The 18,005-nt window shown below is 54.4% G+C and carries 14 protein-coding genes; all 14 read left to right on the forward strand.

Going from position 1 to position 18,005, the window contains the following annotated elements:
• The first annotated feature begins 45 nt into the window (after positions 1-45).
• The 14 genes from ftsI to ACE15A_RS04735 all read left to right on the forward strand — a co-directional run bounded on the left by ftsI (position 46) and on the right by ACE15A_RS04735 (position 18,004).
• Complete coding sequence (gene ftsI, locus ACE15A_RS04670; RefSeq protein ID WP_000196885.1) at positions 46-1,800, forward strand: peptidoglycan glycosyltransferase FtsI; 1,755 nt, start codon at positions 46-48, stop codon at positions 1,798-1,800.
• Positions 1,787-3,274 (forward strand): UDP-N-acetylmuramoyl-L-alanyl-D-glutamate--2,6-diaminopimelate ligase, encoded by a 1,488-nt coding sequence (gene murE / locus ACE15A_RS04675; RefSeq protein ID WP_053508822.1) that lies wholly within the window; start codon positions 1,787-1,789, stop codon positions 3,272-3,274. Before ftsI ends, murE begins: the two co-directional genes overlap by 14 nt.
• Positions 3,271-4,629, forward strand: a complete 1,359-nt coding sequence (gene murF, locus ACE15A_RS04680; protein ID WP_023245711.1) for a UDP-N-acetylmuramoyl-tripeptide--D-alanyl-D-alanine ligase — start codon at positions 3,271-3,273, stop codon at positions 4,627-4,629. Before murE ends, murF begins: the two co-directional genes overlap by 4 nt.
• Positions 4,623-5,705, forward strand: a complete 1,083-nt coding sequence (gene mraY / locus ACE15A_RS04685; protein WP_000964138.1) for a phospho-N-acetylmuramoyl-pentapeptide-transferase — start codon at positions 4,623-4,625, stop codon at positions 5,703-5,705. The genes murF and mraY overlap by 7 nt, the downstream gene beginning before the upstream one ends.
• Before the next feature lie 2 nt (positions 5,706-5,707).
• Positions 5,708-7,024 carry a UDP-N-acetylmuramoyl-L-alanine--D-glutamate ligase gene (murD, locus tag ACE15A_RS04690; protein WP_053508820.1) on the forward strand — a complete coding sequence of 439 codons (1,317 nt, stop codon included), beginning with the start codon at positions 5,708-5,710 and terminating at the stop codon, positions 7,022-7,024.
• On the forward strand, positions 7,024-8,268 hold the full coding sequence (gene ftsW / locus ACE15A_RS04695; protein WP_001239803.1) for a cell division protein FtsW: 1,245 nt from the start codon (positions 7,024-7,026) through the stop codon (positions 8,266-8,268). Before murD ends, ftsW begins: the two co-directional genes overlap by 1 nt.
• Positions 8,265-9,332, forward strand: a complete 1,068-nt coding sequence (gene murG / locus ACE15A_RS04700; protein ID WP_023245713.1) for an undecaprenyldiphospho-muramoylpentapeptide beta-N-acetylglucosaminyltransferase — start codon at positions 8,265-8,267, stop codon at positions 9,330-9,332. The genes ftsW and murG overlap by 4 nt, the downstream gene beginning before the upstream one ends.
• A 118-nt stretch (positions 9,333-9,450) precedes the next feature.
• Complete coding sequence (gene murC / locus ACE15A_RS04705; RefSeq protein ID WP_023245714.1) at positions 9,451-10,926, forward strand: UDP-N-acetylmuramate--L-alanine ligase; 1,476 nt, start codon at positions 9,451-9,453, stop codon at positions 10,924-10,926.
• Positions 10,919-11,839: a D-alanine--D-alanine ligase gene (locus ACE15A_RS04710; RefSeq protein ID WP_053508818.1), complete on the forward strand. Its 921-nt coding sequence runs from the start codon at positions 10,919-10,921 to the stop codon at positions 11,837-11,839. The genes murC and ACE15A_RS04710 overlap by 8 nt, the downstream gene beginning before the upstream one ends.
• Position 11,840: 1 nt before the next feature.
• The gene (gene ftsQ, locus ACE15A_RS04715; RefSeq protein ID WP_058799149.1) at positions 11,841-12,671 is read left to right on the forward strand and encodes a cell division protein FtsQ; all 831 of its coding nucleotides are present in this window, start codon (positions 11,841-11,843) and stop codon (positions 12,669-12,671) included.
• Positions 12,668-13,930 (forward strand): cell division protein FtsA, encoded by a 1,263-nt coding sequence (gene ftsA / locus ACE15A_RS04720; protein WP_000588463.1) that lies wholly within the window; start codon positions 12,668-12,670, stop codon positions 13,928-13,930. Before ftsQ ends, ftsA begins: the two co-directional genes overlap by 4 nt.
• Positions 13,931-13,990: 60 nt before the next feature.
• Positions 13,991-15,142 (forward strand): cell division protein FtsZ, encoded by a 1,152-nt coding sequence (gene ftsZ, locus ACE15A_RS04725; protein ID WP_000462785.1) that lies wholly within the window; start codon positions 13,991-13,993, stop codon positions 15,140-15,142.
• 100 nt (positions 15,143-15,242) lie between these two features.
• Positions 15,243-16,160, forward strand: a complete 918-nt coding sequence (gene lpxC / locus ACE15A_RS04730; RefSeq protein ID WP_000595487.1) for a UDP-3-O-acyl-N-acetylglucosamine deacetylase — start codon at positions 15,243-15,245, stop codon at positions 16,158-16,160.
• Positions 16,161-16,729: 569 nt separating this feature from the next.
• On the forward strand, positions 16,730-18,004 hold the full coding sequence (locus tag ACE15A_RS04735; protein ID WP_053508814.1) for a hypothetical protein: 1,275 nt from the start codon (positions 16,730-16,732) through the stop codon (positions 18,002-18,004).
• Position 18,005: the final 1 nt, after the last annotated feature.

Below are 18,005 nucleotides of genomic sequence, written 5' to 3' on the forward strand. Positions count from 1 at the left end.
TGACAGGGGCGAGTATGCGCAGGCAACGCAGAGGCAGCTTGAAGGATGACGCGTATAAAATCGAAACGCCAGGAAGAACAGACCAACTTCATCAGTTGGCGTTTTGCGTTGCTGTGCGGCTGTATTTTACTGGCGCTGGTTTTTTTACTCGGGCGCGCGGCGTGGCTACAGATTATCGCTCCGGATATGCTGGTGCGTCAGGGTGATATGCGTTCGCTGCGTGTTCAGGAAGTCTCCACCTCACGCGGTATGATTACTGACCGTTCCGGGCGTCCACTGGCGGTCAGCGTACCGGTTAAGGCGATCTGGGCCGATCCGAAAGAAGTTCATGACGCTGGCGGCATCAGCGTCGGCGATCGCTGGAAAGCGCTTTCTACTGCGCTCAATATTCCGCTCGATCAGCTCTCCGCCCGTATCAACGCCAACCCGAAAGGGCGTTTTATTTATCTGGCGCGCCAGGTAAATCCCGACATGGCAGACTACATCAAAAAACTCAAACTGCCGGGTATTCATTTGCGTGAAGAATCACGCCGCTACTACCCGTCAGGAGAAGTAACCGCTCACCTCATCGGTTTTACCAACGTCGACAGTCAGGGGATTGAAGGCGTTGAAAAGAGCTTCGATAAGTGGCTTACCGGTCAGCCTGGCGAGCGAATCGTGCGTAAAGACCGCTATGGCCGCGTGATTGAGGATATCTCCTCCACTGACAGCCAGGCGGCGCACAACCTGGCGTTAAGCATTGATGAACGCTTACAGGCGTTGGTTTACCGCGAACTGAACAATGCGGTGGCGTTTAACAAGGCGGAATCCGGTAGCGCGGTGTTGGTCGATGTCAATACCGGTGAAGTACTGGCGATGGCGAACAGCCCTTCCTATAACCCCAACAACCTTGCCGGTACGCCGAAAGACGCGATGCGTAACCGCACCATCACCGACGTGTTTGAACCGGGTTCTACGGTTAAGCCGATGGTGGTGATGACCGCGCTTCAGCGCGGTATCGTCAACGAAAATACGGTGTTGAATACCGTTCCATACCGAATTAACGGCCACGAAATCAAAGACGTGGCGCGCTACAGCGAATTAACCCTGACCGGGGTTCTACAGAAGTCGAGTAACGTCGGCGTATCCAAACTGGCGTTAGCGATGCCGTCCTCAGCGTTAGTAGATACTTACTCACGTTTTGGGCTAGGAAAGGCGACCAATTTGGGGTTGGTCGGAGAACGCAGTGGCTTATATCCTCAAAAACAACGGTGGTCCGACATAGAGAGGGCCACCTTCTCTTTCGGCTACGGGCTAATGGTAACGCCGTTACAGTTAGCGCGAGTCTATGCAACGATCGGTAGCTATGGCATTTATCGCCCGCTGTCGATTACCAAAGTCGATCCGCCTGTACCCGGCGAACGCATCTTCCCTGAATCCACCGTGCGCACCGTGGTGCATATGATGGAAAGCGTGGCGCTGCCTGGCGGCGGCGGCGTGAAGGCGGCAATTAAAGGCTACCGTATCGCTATCAAAACCGGTACGGCGAAAAAAGTGGGGCCGGACGGTCGCTACATCAACAAATACATTGCTTATACCGCAGGCGTAGCGCCTGCGAGTCAGCCGCGCTTCGCGCTGGTAGTTGTAATCAACGATCCGCAGGCGGGTAAATACTACGGCGGCGCCGTTTCCGCGCCGGTGTTTGGTGCCATCATGGGCGGCGTTCTGCGCACCATGAACATCGAACCGGACGCGCTGGCAACGGGCGAAAAAAATGAATTCGTAATTAATCAAGGCGAGGGAACAGGTGGCAGATCGTAATTTGCGCGACCTTCTTGCTCCGTGGGTAGCTGGACTACCCGCGCGAGAACTGCGAGAGATGACGCTCGACAGCCGTGTGGCTGCGGCGGGCGATCTCTTTGTGGCAGTGGTGGGTCATCAGGCGGACGGGCGTCGATATATCCCGCAGGCGATAGCGCAAGGCGTAGCTGCCATTATTGCAGAGGCGAAAGACGAGGCGACCGACGGTGAGATTCGCGAAATGCACGGCGTACCGGTCGTCTATCTCAGCCAGCTCAATGAGCGTTTATCGGCGCTGGCGGGCCGCTTTTACCATGAGCCATCTGAAAACATGCGTCTGGTGGCGGTGACCGGCACCAACGGCAAGACCACCACCACCCAACTGCTGGCGCAGTGGAGCCAGTTGCTCGGCGAAACCAGCGCGGTGATGGGAACGGTAGGCAACGGACTGTTGGGCAAAGTGATCCCGACGGAGAACACAACCGGTTCCGCTGTGGATGTTCAGCATGTGCTGGCCAGTCTGGTTGCGCAGGGCGCGACCTTCGGCGCGATGGAAGTCTCTTCTCACGGCCTGGTGCAGCATCGCGTGGCGGCGCTGAAATTTGCTGCCTCCGTATTTACTAATTTGAGCCGCGACCATCTCGACTATCATGGCGATATGGCGCATTACGAGGCGGCAAAATGGATGCTTTATTCAACTCACCATCACGGGCAGGCAATCGTCAACGCCGATGATGAAGTTGGACGCCGCTGGCTGGCGTCGCTACCCGATGCGGTCGCAGTATCGATGGAAGGGCATATCAATCCTAACTGTCACGGCCGTTGGCTGAAAGCGGAGGCGGTGGACTACCACGACCGCGGAGCGACGATTCGTTTTGCTTCAAGCTGGGGTGAAGGCGAAATAGAAAGCCGCCTGATGGGCGCGTTTAACGTCAGCAACTTACTGCTGGCATTGTCGACGCTGCTGGCGCTGGGCTATCCGTTAACGGATTTGCTGAAAACCGCCGCGCGTTTGCAGCCGGTTTGCGGGCGGATGGAAGTCTTTAGCGCGCCAGGCAAAGCCACTGTCGTTGTCGATTACGCGCACACGCCTGATGCGCTGGAAAAAGCGTTGCAGGCGGCGCGTCTGCACTGCGCCGGAAAATTATGGTGCGTCTTTGGCTGTGGCGGGGATCGTGACAAAGGTAAGCGCCCACTCATGGGGGCCATTGCCGAAGAGTTCGCGGATATCGTCGTGGTGACTGACGATAACCCGCGTACCGAGGAGCCGCGCGCCATTATCAACGATATTCTGGCTGGAATGCTGGACGCCGGGCAGGTCAGGGTAATGGAAGGCCGCGCTGAGGCGGTAACCAACGCCATTATGCAGGCAAAAGACAATGACGTCGTGCTGATTGCAGGTAAAGGGCACGAGGATTACCAGATTGTCGGCACGCAGCGTCTTGATTATTCAGACCGCGTGACCGCAGCGCGTTTGCTGGGGGTGATCGCATGATTAGCGTAACGCTCAGCAAAATTGCCGATGTCCTTGGCGCCGAACATCGCGGGGCGGATCTCACTCTCGATACGGTCATTACCGATACACGGAAAGTGACGCCGGGATGCCTGTTCGTGGCGCTGAAAGGGGAACGCTTTGATGCACATGATTTTGCCGATAAAGCAAAAGCGAACGGCGCTGGCGCACTGTTGGTCAGCCGTCCTCTGGATATCGATCTTCCGCAGGTGATTGTAAACGACACGCGTCAGGCATTTGGCCAACTGGCCGCCTGGGTGCGTATGCAGGTACCGGCGCGGGTGGTGGCGTTAACCGGTTCGTCCGGCAAAACCTCGGTCAAAGAGATGACCGCCGCGATGCTTAGCCAGTGTGGAAATACCCTGTATACCGCGGGCAATTTTAACAACGACATCGGCGTGCCAATAACGCTGCTGCGCTTAAACCATGATTATGACTATGCGGTAATCGAGTTAGGCGCTAATCACCAGGGGGAAATCGCCTGGACCGTTAGCCTGACGCGCCCGGAAGCGGCGCTGGTCAATAACCTGGCGGCGGCGCATCTGGAAGGCTTCGGCTCGTTGGCCGGCGTGGCGAAAGCGAAAGGCGAAATCTATACCGGTTTGCCTGAGAACGGTATCGCGATTATGAATGCCGATAATAATGACTGGCTGAACTGGCAAAGCATTATTGGCGATCGCCAGGTGTGGCGCTTTTCGCCGAATGCGGCAAACAGCGACTTTACTGCCGCGAATATCCACGTTACGTCACACGGTACCGAATTTACCCTGCAAACGCCGATGGGCAGCATTGATGTGCTACTGCCGTTGCCGGGGCGGCATAATATTGCTAACGCGCTGGCGGCCTCTGCTTTATCAATGGCGGTGGGGGCGACGCTTACGGCGATTAAAGCAGGGCTGGCAACGTTAAAAGCCGTACCCGGGCGTCTGTTCCCGATTCAGCTAAGTGAAAAACAACTGGTGCTGGATGACGCTTATAACGCCAACGTCGGTTCGATGACCGCCGCAGTGCAGGTCCTTTCTGAAATGCCAGGCTACCGCGTGCTGGTGGTAGGCGATATGGCCGAACTGGGCGCAGAAAGCGAAGCGTGCCACCTCCAGGTTGGCGAGGCCGCAAAGGCGGCGGGTATTGATCGCGTGTTAAGTACCGGAAAACTCAGTCAGGCTATCAGTCACGCCAGCGGCGTCGGCGAACATTTTGCCGATAAAGCCGCGCTGATTGCGCGTTTACACGCTCTGCTTCAGGAGCAACCGATGATGACTATTTTAGTGAAAGGATCACGCAGCGCCGCGATGGAAGACGTGGTTCATGCGTTACAGGAGAAAGGTTCATGTTAGTTTGGCTGGCCGAGCATTTGGTCAAATATTATTCCGGCTTTAACGTCTTTTCTTATCTGACGTTTCGCGCCATCGTCAGCCTGCTGACCGCGCTGTTCATCTCTTTATGGATGGGCCCGCGTATGATCGCTCGTCTGCAAAAACTCTCTTTTGGCCAGGTGGTACGTAATGATGGCCCGGAATCGCACTTCAGTAAACGTGGTACGCCGACGATGGGCGGCATCATGATCCTGACGGCGATTGTGATTTCCGTTCTGTTATGGGCTTACCCGTCTAACCCGTACGTCTGGTGCGTGCTGGTGGTACTGATTGGCTACGGCATTATCGGTTTTGTCGATGACTACCGCAAAGTGGTGCGGAAAGATACCAAAGGGCTGATTGCGCGCTGGAAATATTTCTGGATGTCGGTTATCGCGCTCGGCGTGGCCTTTGCGCTTTATCTCGTCGGGAAAGACACGCCCGCGACCCAGTTGGTGGTACCGTTCTTTAAAGATGTTATGCCGCAATTGGGGCTGTTTTACATTCTGCTGTCCTACTTTGTCATCGTCGGTACGGGTAACGCCGTGAACCTGACCGATGGGCTTGATGGTCTGGCGATTATGCCGACTGTTTTCGTTGCCGCCGGCTTTGCGTTGGTGGCCTGGGCGACCGGGAACATGAACTTCGCCAATTACCTGCATATTCCGTATTTGCGTCATGCGGGCGAGCTGGTGATTGTCTGTACGGCGATTGTCGGCGCGGGATTAGGATTCTTGTGGTTTAACACCTATCCGGCGCAGGTTTTTATGGGCGATGTCGGATCGCTGGCGTTGGGTGGCGCGTTGGGCATTATCGCCGTGCTGCTGCGTCAGGAATTCTTGCTGGTGATCATGGGTGGCGTCTTTGTGGTGGAAACCCTGTCGGTCATCCTGCAGGTGGGTTCCTTCAAACTACGCGGACAGCGTATTTTCCGTATGGCGCCTATCCATCACCACTATGAACTGAAAGGCTGGCCGGAACCGCGCGTGATTGTGCGCTTCTGGATTATTTCGCTGATGCTGGTGCTCATTGGCCTGGCAACGCTGAAGGTACGTTAATCATGGCTGATTATCAGGACAAAAACGTCGTCATTATCGGTCTGGGCTTAACCGGACTCTCTTGCGTGGACTTTTTCCTCGCCCGCGGCGTGACGCCGCGGGTGATGGATACTCGCGTGACGCCGCCGGGTCTGGATAAGCTGCCGCAAGAGGTTGAGCGTCACGTTGGCGGTCTGAACGACGAGTGGCTCTTAGCGGCGGATTTAATCGTCGCCAGCCCTGGCATCGCCCTGGCGCATCCCTCTCTTAGCGCTGCCGCCAGCGCTGGAGTAGAAATTGTCGGCGATATCGAACTGTTTTGCCGCGAAGCGCAAGCGCCGATTGTGGCCATCACCGGCTCTAACGGCAAAAGCACCGTGACCACATTAGTGGGTGAGATGGCGAAGGCGGCGGGCGTCAGTGTTGGTGTTGGCGGCAATATCGGTCTTCCGGCGCTGATGCTGTTGGATGCCGATCGCGAATTGTACGTGTTGGAATTATCCAGTTTCCAACTGGAAACCACGTCAAGTTTGCAGGCGGTGGCGGCAACGGTGCTCAATGTTACTGAGGATCATATGGATAGGTATCCGTTTGGTCTGCAACAATACCGGTCGGCGAAACTGCGCGTCTACGAGAAGGCGAAAGTGTGCGTAGTGAATGCCGATGACGCGCTGACGATGCCGGTACGCGGGGCCGATGAACGCTGTGTCAGCTTTGGCGTCAATATGGGTGATTATCACCTTAATCGTCAGCAGGGCGAAACCTGGCTGCGAGTCAAAGGCGAGAAGGTGCTGAACGTGAAAGAGATGAAGCTTTCCGGTCAGCATAACTATACCAATGCGTTAGCGGCGCTGGCTCTGGCGGATGCCGCAGGCCTGCCGCGCGCCAGCAGTTTGAAGGCGTTGACGACATTTACCGGTCTGGCGCACCGCTTCCAACTGGCGCTGGAGCATAACGGTGTACGTTGGATCAACGACTCGAAAGCGACCAACGTCGGCAGTACCGAAGCGGCGCTAAACGGTTTGCATGTGGACGGTACGCTGCATCTGCTGCTGGGCGGCGACGGTAAGTCGGCAGACTTTTCTTCGTTGGCGCGCTATTTGACCGGCGACCGTATCCGTCTGTATTGCTTTGGGCGCGATGGTGCGCAGCTTGCCGCGCTGCGCCCGGAAATCGCCCAACAGACTGAGACGATGGAAGAGGCGATGCGTCTGCTGGCGCCACGCGTTCAGCCGGGGGATATGGTGCTGTTGTCGCCCGCCTGCGCCAGCCTCGATCAGTTTAAAAGTTTTGAGCAACGGGGCGATGTCTTTACCCGTCTGGCGAAGGAGCTAGGTTGATGCGTTTATCTCTCCCCCGTCTGAGAATGCCGCGCGTACCAGGTTTTGGCCTCCTGGCCTGGCTGTTTGCGGCGCTTAAAGGCTGGGTGATGGCTTCGCGCGATAAAGACGCCGACAGCCTGATCATGTATGACCGCACGCTGCTATGGCTGACCTTCGGGCTGGCGGCGATTGGTTTTGTCATGGTGACGTCGGCCTCCATGCCAGTCGGGCAGCGCCTGGCGAACGATCCGTTTTTGTTTGCCAAACGTGATGCGCTCTATATCTTCCTGGCATTTTGTCTGGCGATGGTCACGCTGCGTTTGCCAATGACTTTCTGGCAAAAATACAGCACGACGATGCTGATTGCGTCGATCATTATGCTGCTTATCGTGCTGGTCGTCGGGAGTTCGGTCAACGGGGCGTCGCGCTGGATTGCGCTGGGGCCGCTGCGTATTCAGCCTGCGGAGTTTACCAAGCTGTCGCTGTTTTGCTACCTCGCGAACTATCTGGTGCGTAAGGTTGATGAGGTGCGAAACAACCTGCGCGGCTTTTTAAAACCAATGGGGGTGATTCTGGTGCTGGCGGTGTTACTGCTGGCGCAGCCTGACCTCGGGACGGTGGTCGTACTGTTTGTCACCACGCTGGCGATGCTGTTTCTCGCCGGGGCGAAATTATGGCAGTTCATCGCCATTATCGGGATGGGCATCTCGGCGGTGATTCTGCTAATCCTCGCCGAACCGTATCGTATTCGCCGCGTCACCTCTTTCTGGAATCCCTGGGAAGATCCGTTCGGCAGCGGTTATCAGCTAACGCAGTCGCTGATGGCTTTTGGTCGCGGTGAGATATGGGGGCAAGGGCTGGGGAATTCGGTGCAGAAACTGGAGTATTTGCCGGAGGCGCACACCGATTTCATCTTCGCCATTATTGGGGAAGAACTGGGTTATATCGGTGTGGTATTGGCGCTTTTAATGGTATTCTTCGTCGCTTTTCGCGCGATGTCGATTGGCCGTAAGGCGCTGGAGATTGACCACCGTTTTTCCGGTTTTTTAGCGTGTTCTATCGGTATCTGGTTTAGCTTCCAGGCGCTGGTAAACGTTGGCGCGGCTGCGGGGATGCTGCCGACCAAAGGACTTACGCTGCCGCTGATCAGCTATGGCGGGTCGAGTCTGTTGATTATGTCGACGGCCATTATGTTTTTATTACGTATTGATTATGAAACGCGTCTGGAAAAAGCGCAGGCGTTTACACGAGGTTCTCGATGAGTGGTCAACCGAAGCGGTTAATGGTGATGGCGGGCGGTACCGGCGGACACGTGTTCCCGGGACTGGCCGTTGCGCATCATTTAATGGCCCAGGGCTGGCAGGTTCGCTGGCTGGGTACCGCCGATCGTATGGAAGCGGATTTAGTGCCGAAGCATGGTATCGACATTGACTTTATTCGGATCTCCGGCCTGCGCGGTAAAGGCGTAAAAGCACTTCTGGCGGCGCCGTTGCGGATTTTTAACGCCTGGCGGCAGGCGCGGGCGATCATGAAACGGTTTAAGCCGGATGTCGTGCTGGGAATGGGCGGTTATGTTTCCGGCCCCGGCGGTCTTGCCGCCTGGTCATTGGGTATTCCGGTCGTCTTGCATGAGCAAAATGGTATCGCCGGGCTAACCAATCAGTGGCTGGCCAAAATCGCGACCACGGTGATGCAGGCGTTTCCCGGTGCGTTTCCGAACGCGGAAGTGGTGGGTAACCCGGTGCGTACCGACGTACTGGCGTTGCCGCTGCCGCAGACGCGTCTGGCCGGTCGTGGCGGCCCGATTCGCGTGTTGGTGGTCGGCGGTTCGCAGGGGGCGCGAGTCCTGAACCAGACGTTGCCGCAGGTTGCCGCCAGACTGGGCGATACGGTTACAATCTGGCATCAAAGTGGAAAAGGCGCGCAGCACACGGTAGAGCAGGCGTATGCCGGGGCGGGACAACCGCAGCATAAGGTGACGGAATTTATCGATGATATGGCCGCCGCCTATGCGTGGGCGGATGTGGTGGTGTGTCGTTCCGGCGCTTTAACGGTGAGCGAGATCGCCGCCGCCGGGTTACCGGCGATATTCGTGCCGTTTCAACATAAAGACAGGCAGCAGTACTGGAATGCGCTGCCGTTAGAAAACGCTGGCGCAGCTAAGATTTTTGAGCAGCCGCAGTTTACTGTAGAGGCTGTCGCCGACACCCTGGCGGGGTGGTCGCGCGCGACGTTATTAACCATGGCGGAGCGTGCCCGCGCGGTATCTATTCCGGATGCCACCGAGCGCGTCGCCAGTGAAGTCAGCCGGGTTGCCCGGACATAATTTGTAGCGGTGCCTTTTGCATCGTAGGGTTTTTCTACCCTCAATAATTTGGGTTGCAGGAAAGCCAACGCACCTGCAATTTGAAGTATGACGGGTATTGGAGTTAATGGCGTAAAGAATGAATACACAACAACTGGCAAAACTGCGTTCCATCGTGCCCGAAATGCGTCGCGTTCGGCACATTCACTTTGTCGGCATCGGTGGTGCTGGTATGGGCGGTATTGCCGAAGTTCTGGCCAATGAAGGGTATCAGATCAGTGGTTCCGATTTAGCGCCGAATCCGGTGACCCAGCAGTTGACGAGCCTGGGGGCGACGATTTTCTTTAACCATCGTCCGGAAAATGTGCGCGATGCCAGCGTGGTTGTGGTTTCCAGCGCGATTTCCGCGGATAACCCGGAAATTGTCGCGGCGCATGAGGCGCGTATTCCGGTTATTCGCCGTGCGGAAATGCTGGCGGAACTGATGCGTTTTCGCCACGGTATTGCCATTGCCGGGACCCACGGTAAAACCACAACGACCGCAATGGTGTCCAGTATTTATGCCGAAGCGGGGCTGGACCCGACTTTCGTGAATGGCGGACTGGTGAAAGCCGCAGGCGTTCATGCGCGTCTGGGCCATAGTCGTTACCTGATTGCCGAGGCGGATGAGAGCGACGCGTCTTTCTTGCATTTGCAGCCGATGGTCGCGATTGTCACCAACATCGAAGCTGACCATATGGATACCTATCATGGCGACTTTGAAAATTTAAAGCAGACGTTTATTAACTTCCTGCATAACCTGCCGTTCTATGGTCGCGCGGTAATGTGCGTCGACGATCCGGTTATCCGCGAGCTGCTGCCGCGGGTGGGGCGTCAGACCACGACGTATGGTTTTAGCGAGGATGCTGATGTCCGCGTAGAAGATTATCAGCAGATAGGGCCGCAGGGGCACTTTACGCTGCTGCGCCAGGGAATGCCGGATCTGCGCGTGACGTTGAATGCGCCGGGTCGCCACAATGCCTTGAATGCCGCGGCGGCAGTGGCGGTAGCGACCGAAGAAGGCATCGACGATGATGCTATCCTGCGGGCGCTGGAAAGCTTCCAGGGGACCGGGCGTCGCTTTGACTTCCTCGGCGAGTTCCCGCTTGAGCCGGTGAATGGTAAAGCCGGGACGGCGATGCTGGTGGATGACTATGGTCATCATCCGACCGAAGTAGACGCCACCATTAAAGCCGCGCGGGCGGGGTGGCCGGATAAAAACCTGGTGATGCTGTTTCAGCCGCACCGTTACACGCGCACGCGCGATCTGTATGACGATTTCGCTAATGTGCTGACGCAGGTCGATGCGCTGCTGATGCTGGACGTTTACCCGGCGGGCGAAGCGCCGATTCCGGGCGCGGATAGCCGTTCTTTATGTCGCACGATTCGTAATCGGGGAAAAATTGACCCGATTCTGGTTTCCGATCCGGCTCAGGTTGCGACAATGTTAGCACCGGTGCTTACGGGTAACGACTTGATATTAGTGCAAGGCGCAGGAAATGTTGGCAAAATTGCGCGTTACTTATCTGAAATCAAGCTGAAGCCGCAAATCCAGGAGGAAGAGCAACATGGCTGATAAAATCGCGGTCCTGTTGGGCGGAACCTCTGCGGAGCGGGAGGTCTCGTTAAATTCCGGCGCGGCAGTGTTGGCAGGGTTACGTGAAGGCGGCATTGATGCGTATCCCGTCGATCCGCAAGAGGTCGATGTCGCGCAGCTTAAAGCAATGGGCTTTCAGAAGGTCTTTATTGCGTTGCATGGCCGTGGCGGTGAAGATGGCACCTTACAGGGAATGCTTGAACTGCTCGGCCTGCCTTATACCGGCAGCGGGGTGATGGCCTCGGCGCTTTCAATGGATAAACTGCGCAGTAAATTGCTGTGGCAGGGCGCAGGGTTACCCGTCGCGCCGTGGGTCGCGTTGACGCGCGCCGGGTTTGAAAAAGGCCTTAGCGAAGAACAAAAAGCGCGAATTTTGGCGCTGGGTTTACCGCTGATCGTCAAACCCAGCCGTGAAGGCTCCAGCGTCGGTATGACGAAAGTGGTAGAAGAAAATGCTTTGCAGGGTGCGTTATCATTGGCTTTTCAGCATGATGACGAAATACTGATTGAAAAATGGCTGTGCGGTCCGGAATTTACGGTGGCGATAGTTGGCGAAGAAATTTTACCGTCAATTCGTATCCAACCGGCAGGAACCTTCTATGATTATGAGGCGAAGTATCTCTCTGATGAGACACAGTATTTCTGCCCTGCCGGTTTAGAAGCGCCTCAGGAAGCCGCGCTACAGTCGCTCGTCCTGCAGGCATGGAAAGCTTTAGGCTGCACGGGATGGGGGCGTATTGACGTCATGCTGGACAGCGATGGTCAGTTTTATCTGCTGGAAGCCAATACTTCTCCGGGTATGACCAGCCATAGTCTGGTGCCGATGGCGGCGCGTCAGGCGGGAATGAGCTTCTCGCAGTTAGTGGTACGAATACTGGAGTTGGCGGACTGATATGTCGCAGGCTGCGCTGAACACGCGAAACAGTGACGAAGAGACACCTTCTTCACGCCGCAATAATGGAACGCGTCTTGCGGGAATTTTATTCCTGCTGACGGTACTGTGCACCGTGTTTGTTAGCGGGTGGGTCGTGTTAGGGTGGATGGAAGATGCGCAGCGTTTACCGTTATCAAAGCTGGTGTTAACCGGCGAGCGTCACTACACGCGTAACGATGATATCCGCCAGGCGATACTGGCTCTGGGCGCGCCGGGAACCTTCATGACGCAGGATGTGAACATTATCCAGATCCAGATTGAGCGTTTGCCGTGGATTAAACAGGCCAGCGTCAGAAAACAGTGGCCTGATGAATTGAAGATTCATCTGGTTGAATATGTGCCGATTGCGCGTTGGAATGATCAACATATGGTCGATGCTGAAGGGAATACCTTCAGTGTGCCGTCAGATCGCATCGGCAAACAGGTTTTACCCATGTTGTACGGCCCGGAAGGCAGCGCGAGTGAAGTGTTGCAGGGATACCGCGAGATGGGGCAGGTGCTGGCTAAGGATAAATTCACTCTGAAGGAAGCGGCGATGACCGCACGTCGCTCCTGGCAATTGACGCTTAATAACGGCATTAAGCTCAATCTCGGCAGGGGCGATACGATGAAAAGGTTGGCTCGCTTTGTAGAACTCTATCCGGTTTTACAGCAGCAGGCGCAAACCGATGGCAAACGGATTAGCTACGTTGATTTGCGTTATGACTCAGGTGCGGCGGTTGGCTGGGCGCCGCTCCCCCCTGAGGAATCTAATCAGCAACAGAATCAGGCACAGGCAGAACAACAATGATCAAGGCGACGGACAGAAAACTGGTAGTAGGACTGGAGATCGGCACCGCGAAGGTTGCCGCTTTAGTAGGGGAAGTTCTGCCCGACGGTATGGTCAATATCATTGGCGTGGGCAGTTGCCCATCGCGGGGTATGGATAAAGGCGGGGTGAATGACCTTGAGTCAGTGGTGAAATGCGTTCAGCGCGCCATTGACCAGGCGGAATTGATGGCCGATTGCCAGATCTCCTCGGTATATCTGGCGCTTTCTGGAAAGCATATTAGCTGTCAGAATGAGATAGGCATGGTGCCTATCTCTGAAGAAGAAGTGACGCAGGAAGATGTGGAAAACGTCGTGCATACTGCGAAGTCAGTGCGCGTGCGCGATGAGCATCGCGTGCTGCATGTGATTCCTCAGGAGTACGCCATTGACTACCAGGAGGGCATTAAAAATCCGGTCGGTCTTTCCGGTGTGCGCATGCAGGCGAAAGTACATTTGATTACCTGCCACAACGATATGGCAAAAAACATTGTCAAAGCTGTTGAACGTTGTGGTCTGAAAGTTGACCAACTGATATTTGCCGGACTGGCGGCCAGTTATTCCGTGTTGACGGAAGATGAACGTGAACTGGGCGTCTGTGTCGTGGATATCGGCGGTGGTACAATGGATATCGCCGTTTATACTGGCGGCGCGCTGCGTCATACCAAAGTGATCCCTTACGCGGGGAACGTGGTGACCAGTGATATCGCTTATGCCTTTGGTACGCCGCCGAGCGATGCCGAAGCCATTAAAGTCCGCCACGGTTGCGCGCTGGGTTCTATCGTCGGTAAAGACGAGAGCGTTGAAGTGCCGAGCGTAGGCGGGCGTCCGCCGCGCAGCCTGCAACGCCAGACGCTGGCGGAAGTAATTGAGCCGCGTTATACCGAGCTGCTCAATCTGGTCAACGAAGAAATATTGCAATTACAGGAACAGCTTCGCCAACAAGGGGTAAAACATCACCTGGCGGCGGGGATTGTGTTAACCGGCGGCGCGGCGCAAATCGAAGGGCTTGCTGCTTGCGCTCAGCGTGTGTTCCATACGCAGGTGCGTATCGGCGCGCCGCTGAATATCACTGGTCTGACGGATTATGCCCAGGAACCGTATTACTCAACGGCGGTGGGATTGCTTCACTACGGGAAAGAGTCCCACTTAAACGGTGAGGCAGAAGTGGAAAAACGTGTTACGGCATCAGTTGGCTCGTGGATCAAGCGACTTAATAGCTGGCTGCGAAAAGAGTTTTAATTTTTATGAGGCCGCCAGATATTACGGCCTCAGGCGACAGGCACATGACGGAGAGAGATTATGTTTGAACCTATGGAACTAACCAACGACGCGGTGATTAAAGTCATCGGCGTCGGTGGCGGCGGCGGTAACGCTGTTGAACACATGGTGCGCGAGCGCATCGAAGGTGTTGAATTCTTCGCGGTGAATACCGACGCGCAGGCGTTGCGTAAAACGGCGGTTGGCCAGACCATCCAAATTGGTAGCGGCATTACCAAAGGTCTGGGCGCCGGCGCAAACCCGGAAGTCGGTCGTAATGCGGCGGACGAAGACCGTGAAGCGCTGCGTGCGGCGCTTGAGGGCGCAGACATGGTATTTATCGCGGCAGGCATGGGCGGCGGTACCGGAACCGGCGCGGCGCCAGTGGTTGCTGAAGTGGCAAAAGATTTAGGTATTCTGACCGTTGCCGTGGTGACTAAGCCTTTCAATTTTGAAGGCAAAAAGCGCATGGCATTTGCGGAGCAGGGTATCACCGAGCTGTCCAAACATGTAGATTCGTTGATCACCATCCCGAACGACAAGCTGCTGAAAGTGCTGGGCCGTGGTATCTCCCTGCTCGACGCGTTCGGCGCGGCGAATGACGTGCTGAAAGGCGCGGTTCAGGGTATCGCAGAGCTGATCACCCGTCCGGGCCTGATGAACGTCGACTTTGCTGACGTGCGTACCGTGATGTCTGAAATGGGCTACGCAATGATGGGCTCCGGCGTGGCGAGCGGTGAAGACCGTGCGGAAGAAGCGGCTGAAATGGCTATTTCTTCTCCGTTGCTGGAAGATATCGACCTGTCCGGCGCGCGCGGCGTGTTGGTCAACATTACGGCGGGCTTCGACCTGCGTCTGGACGAGTTTGAAACCGTCGGTAACACCATTCGCGCGTTTGCGTCGGATAACGCCACCGTGGTTATCGGTACCTCTCTGGACCCGGATATGAATGATGAACTGCGCGTGACCGTGGTGGCGACCGGTATTGGTATGGACAAACGTCCGGAAATCACTTTGGTGACCAACAAACAGGTGCAGCAGCCGGTATTGGATCGTTATCAGCAGCACGGTATGGCGCCGCTGACGCAGGAGCAAAAAACGGTCGCGAAAGTGGTTAACGACAATACGCCACAGGCGGCGAAAGAGCCGGATTATCTGGATATCCCCGCATTCCTGCGTAAGCAAGCTGATTAAGAATTAGCTGGAATTTGGGATTCTGGGCTCTTTGTGCTAAACTGGCCCGCCGAATGTATAGTACACTTCGGTTGGATAGGTAATTTGGCGAGATTATACGATGATCAAACAAAGGACACTTAAACGTATCGTTCAGGCGACTGGCGTCGGTTTACACACCGGCAAAAAAGTCACTCTGACATTACGCCCTGCGCCGGCCAATACCGGGGTCATCTATCGTCGCACCGACTTGAATCCACCGGTAGATTTCCCGGCCGATGCCAAATCTGTGCGTGATACCATGCTCTGTACGTGTCTGGTGAATGAGCATGATGTACGGATTTCAACCGTTGAGCACCTGAATGCTGCTCTGGCGGGGTTAGGTATCGATAACATCGTTATTGAGGTTAATGCCCCGGAAATCCCGATCATGGATGGCAGTGCCGCTCCGTTTGTCTACCTGCTGCTTGATGCCGGTATTGATGAACTGAACTGCGCCAAAAAATTCGTACGCATCAAAGAGACTGTTCGGGTTGAAGATGGCGATAAATGGGCTGAATTCAGACCGTACAATGGTTTTACGTTGGATTTCACCATCGACTTTAACCATCCGGCTATCGATTCCAGCAGCCAGCGCTATGCGATGAACTTCTCTGCGGATGCGTTCATGCGCCAGATCAGCCGTGCGCGTACCTTCGGTTTTATGCGTGATATCGAATATCTGCAGTCCCGCGGCCTGTGCCTGGGCGGCAGCTTCGATTGTGCCATCGTTGTTGACGATTATCGCGTATTGAACGAAGACGGCCTGCGTTTTGAAGATGAATTCGTTCGTCACAAAATGCTTGACGCGATCGGTGACTTGTTCATGTGTGGTCACAATATTATTGGTGCGTTTACCGCGTATAAATCCGGTCACGCATTGAATAACAAACTGTTACAGGCAGTCCTGGCAAAACAGGAAGCCTGGGAATTTGTGACCTTCCAGGACGACGCAGAACTGCCGTTGGCTTTCAAAGCGCCTTCGACGGTACTGGCATAACGACATACGCTGTCGTATAAATTCGACTGGTAAACCTGGCACTCTCTCCGGCCAGGCGAGCCAGTCGTTTTTTTTACTATTCGTTATCTGCGTTTCTCTTAATACGGCCATTTTAGCGTGGACTCCCGGCGAATTCATTTTTTCATAATAATTTCAGCAGATAATATTAGCGGCCTCTAACCACAACTCTGATGGCATCAGTTGATGTCAAAACCATGCTGAACCATTGAATAAAAAACAACATGTTATTATCTGTCGCGCAGTAACCTGACTGACCAGTAATACTGTGAACTCAACGATATTCCCTTCACATCCTTCGCGAATGGCCAAAAAGTAACGTAAAAATTGAAAACCGGGCAAATGAACATGGCGGATATGCCCTGTCTCTCCGGGCAAGAGCTGTTGCAGCAGCAGAGAAAATCAGCCAGTGACCAGACCGGTACAGGATGACCTGTAGCCATGGTTGGAAATGAGAAATATAAATCAGGTAAATGCCTGGTAACTAAAAGGGGAAAGATATGGAATAATTTTTTACATTATAACTTCTCTAATAAAGGGGAGCACGCAGTATGATGATTTTCTCTCTAATATCTGCCGTAAACGATGGTGTGTTATTACCTGCGCGCGCTCATTTTCCTTTAGATGAGAATAAGTTCGTTGAGCCTGTTATTATTGGAGGCGATGAAGAACGAACAGTGCAATTTGGTATGTTACTTGACCAGCTTAAACTTTATCCACATGAAACAGCAGATCCATTGTGCGTTTCTATAAACGCGGTGACCCCATGCTGCGGTGAGAGTAATGCCTACCAATTGGCGGTATCTACAGGGCAGCTCCCTTTGTATGTCTCTGAGATTAGTGAATTGATGAAAGATTTTCTTTATCAACATGTCGTTGATGCCAATGGTTATGTAAAAATGACTTTCCCCGATATATGTAATGGGCTGAATTCGTTATGGAGAACGTTCGCTGAAGAAAATTTAAGTGGAACTTTAAAAGCTGAAAAGGTTCTGTGTTCGCCTTATATCATGCCTGTATCTGTGCTGGGAGAAACGAGTTCTCTTGAAGAAGAGAAAATGACGTTGAAGGATGTGATGAATTTCAAGAAAATACAATCTGCCTTCAAGCACGAGTTGCACTCCATTCAGAAATCGTTAAACGTGCTTAATAACCATGAAGCTGTTGAGCGTTTTAAAGAGAATAAAACGCTCGAACTCTTGTTGCAAACGGGGGTACACACTGGGATTGGTATCGCTGGTGGCGTGTTGGGCGCTGTCATCGGCACGGCAATCGTTCCCGGCTTGGGGACGTTCATCGGCGCGGGGATTGGCGCAGGATTAGCGTGGGCAGGTAAAAAGCTTTACGATTATGCCGCAGGCGTTGTAAGCAATAAAATAAATCCTAACCCGCATTTAAAAACCCAGGAAATTGACCGGAAAATAAAATCTGCCGAGAAAGGTACCGTCTGGGAGTGTGGGGCAAAAATAAAGTCACTCGTTGTGGAACCCTCGCGGGCGGGCGGTATCCTCGTGGCTAGCCTTATCTCTTCAGTAATAAAAGGGGTCTCGTTACCTATTCATGATATAGCCACTGCTTGTTATGATTATGAAAGAGCCAGTGAAGGATTAACACCTGAAAAAGCGTCTAAGATTGAAGCCTTACTGGTAAAGTATCATAGCAAGCTGAATAAAGAATATGAACAGGTGCTCGGGTATCTCGAAGAGAATCCGACACCGGATAACCAGCGACGTAAAAATAAGATCCTTGAACGGGATGCAGTGATTTGCGAGCGATTAGCTGCTATCCGCGAAAGTATTAAGGACGCTGTGGAATCTCGACGTTAGA

The sequence above is a fragment of the Salmonella sp. HY31 genome (assembly GCF_042604575.1).
In the GTDB taxonomy this organism is placed as follows: Bacteria; Pseudomonadota; Gammaproteobacteria; order Enterobacterales; family Enterobacteriaceae; genus Salmonella; species Salmonella diarizonae.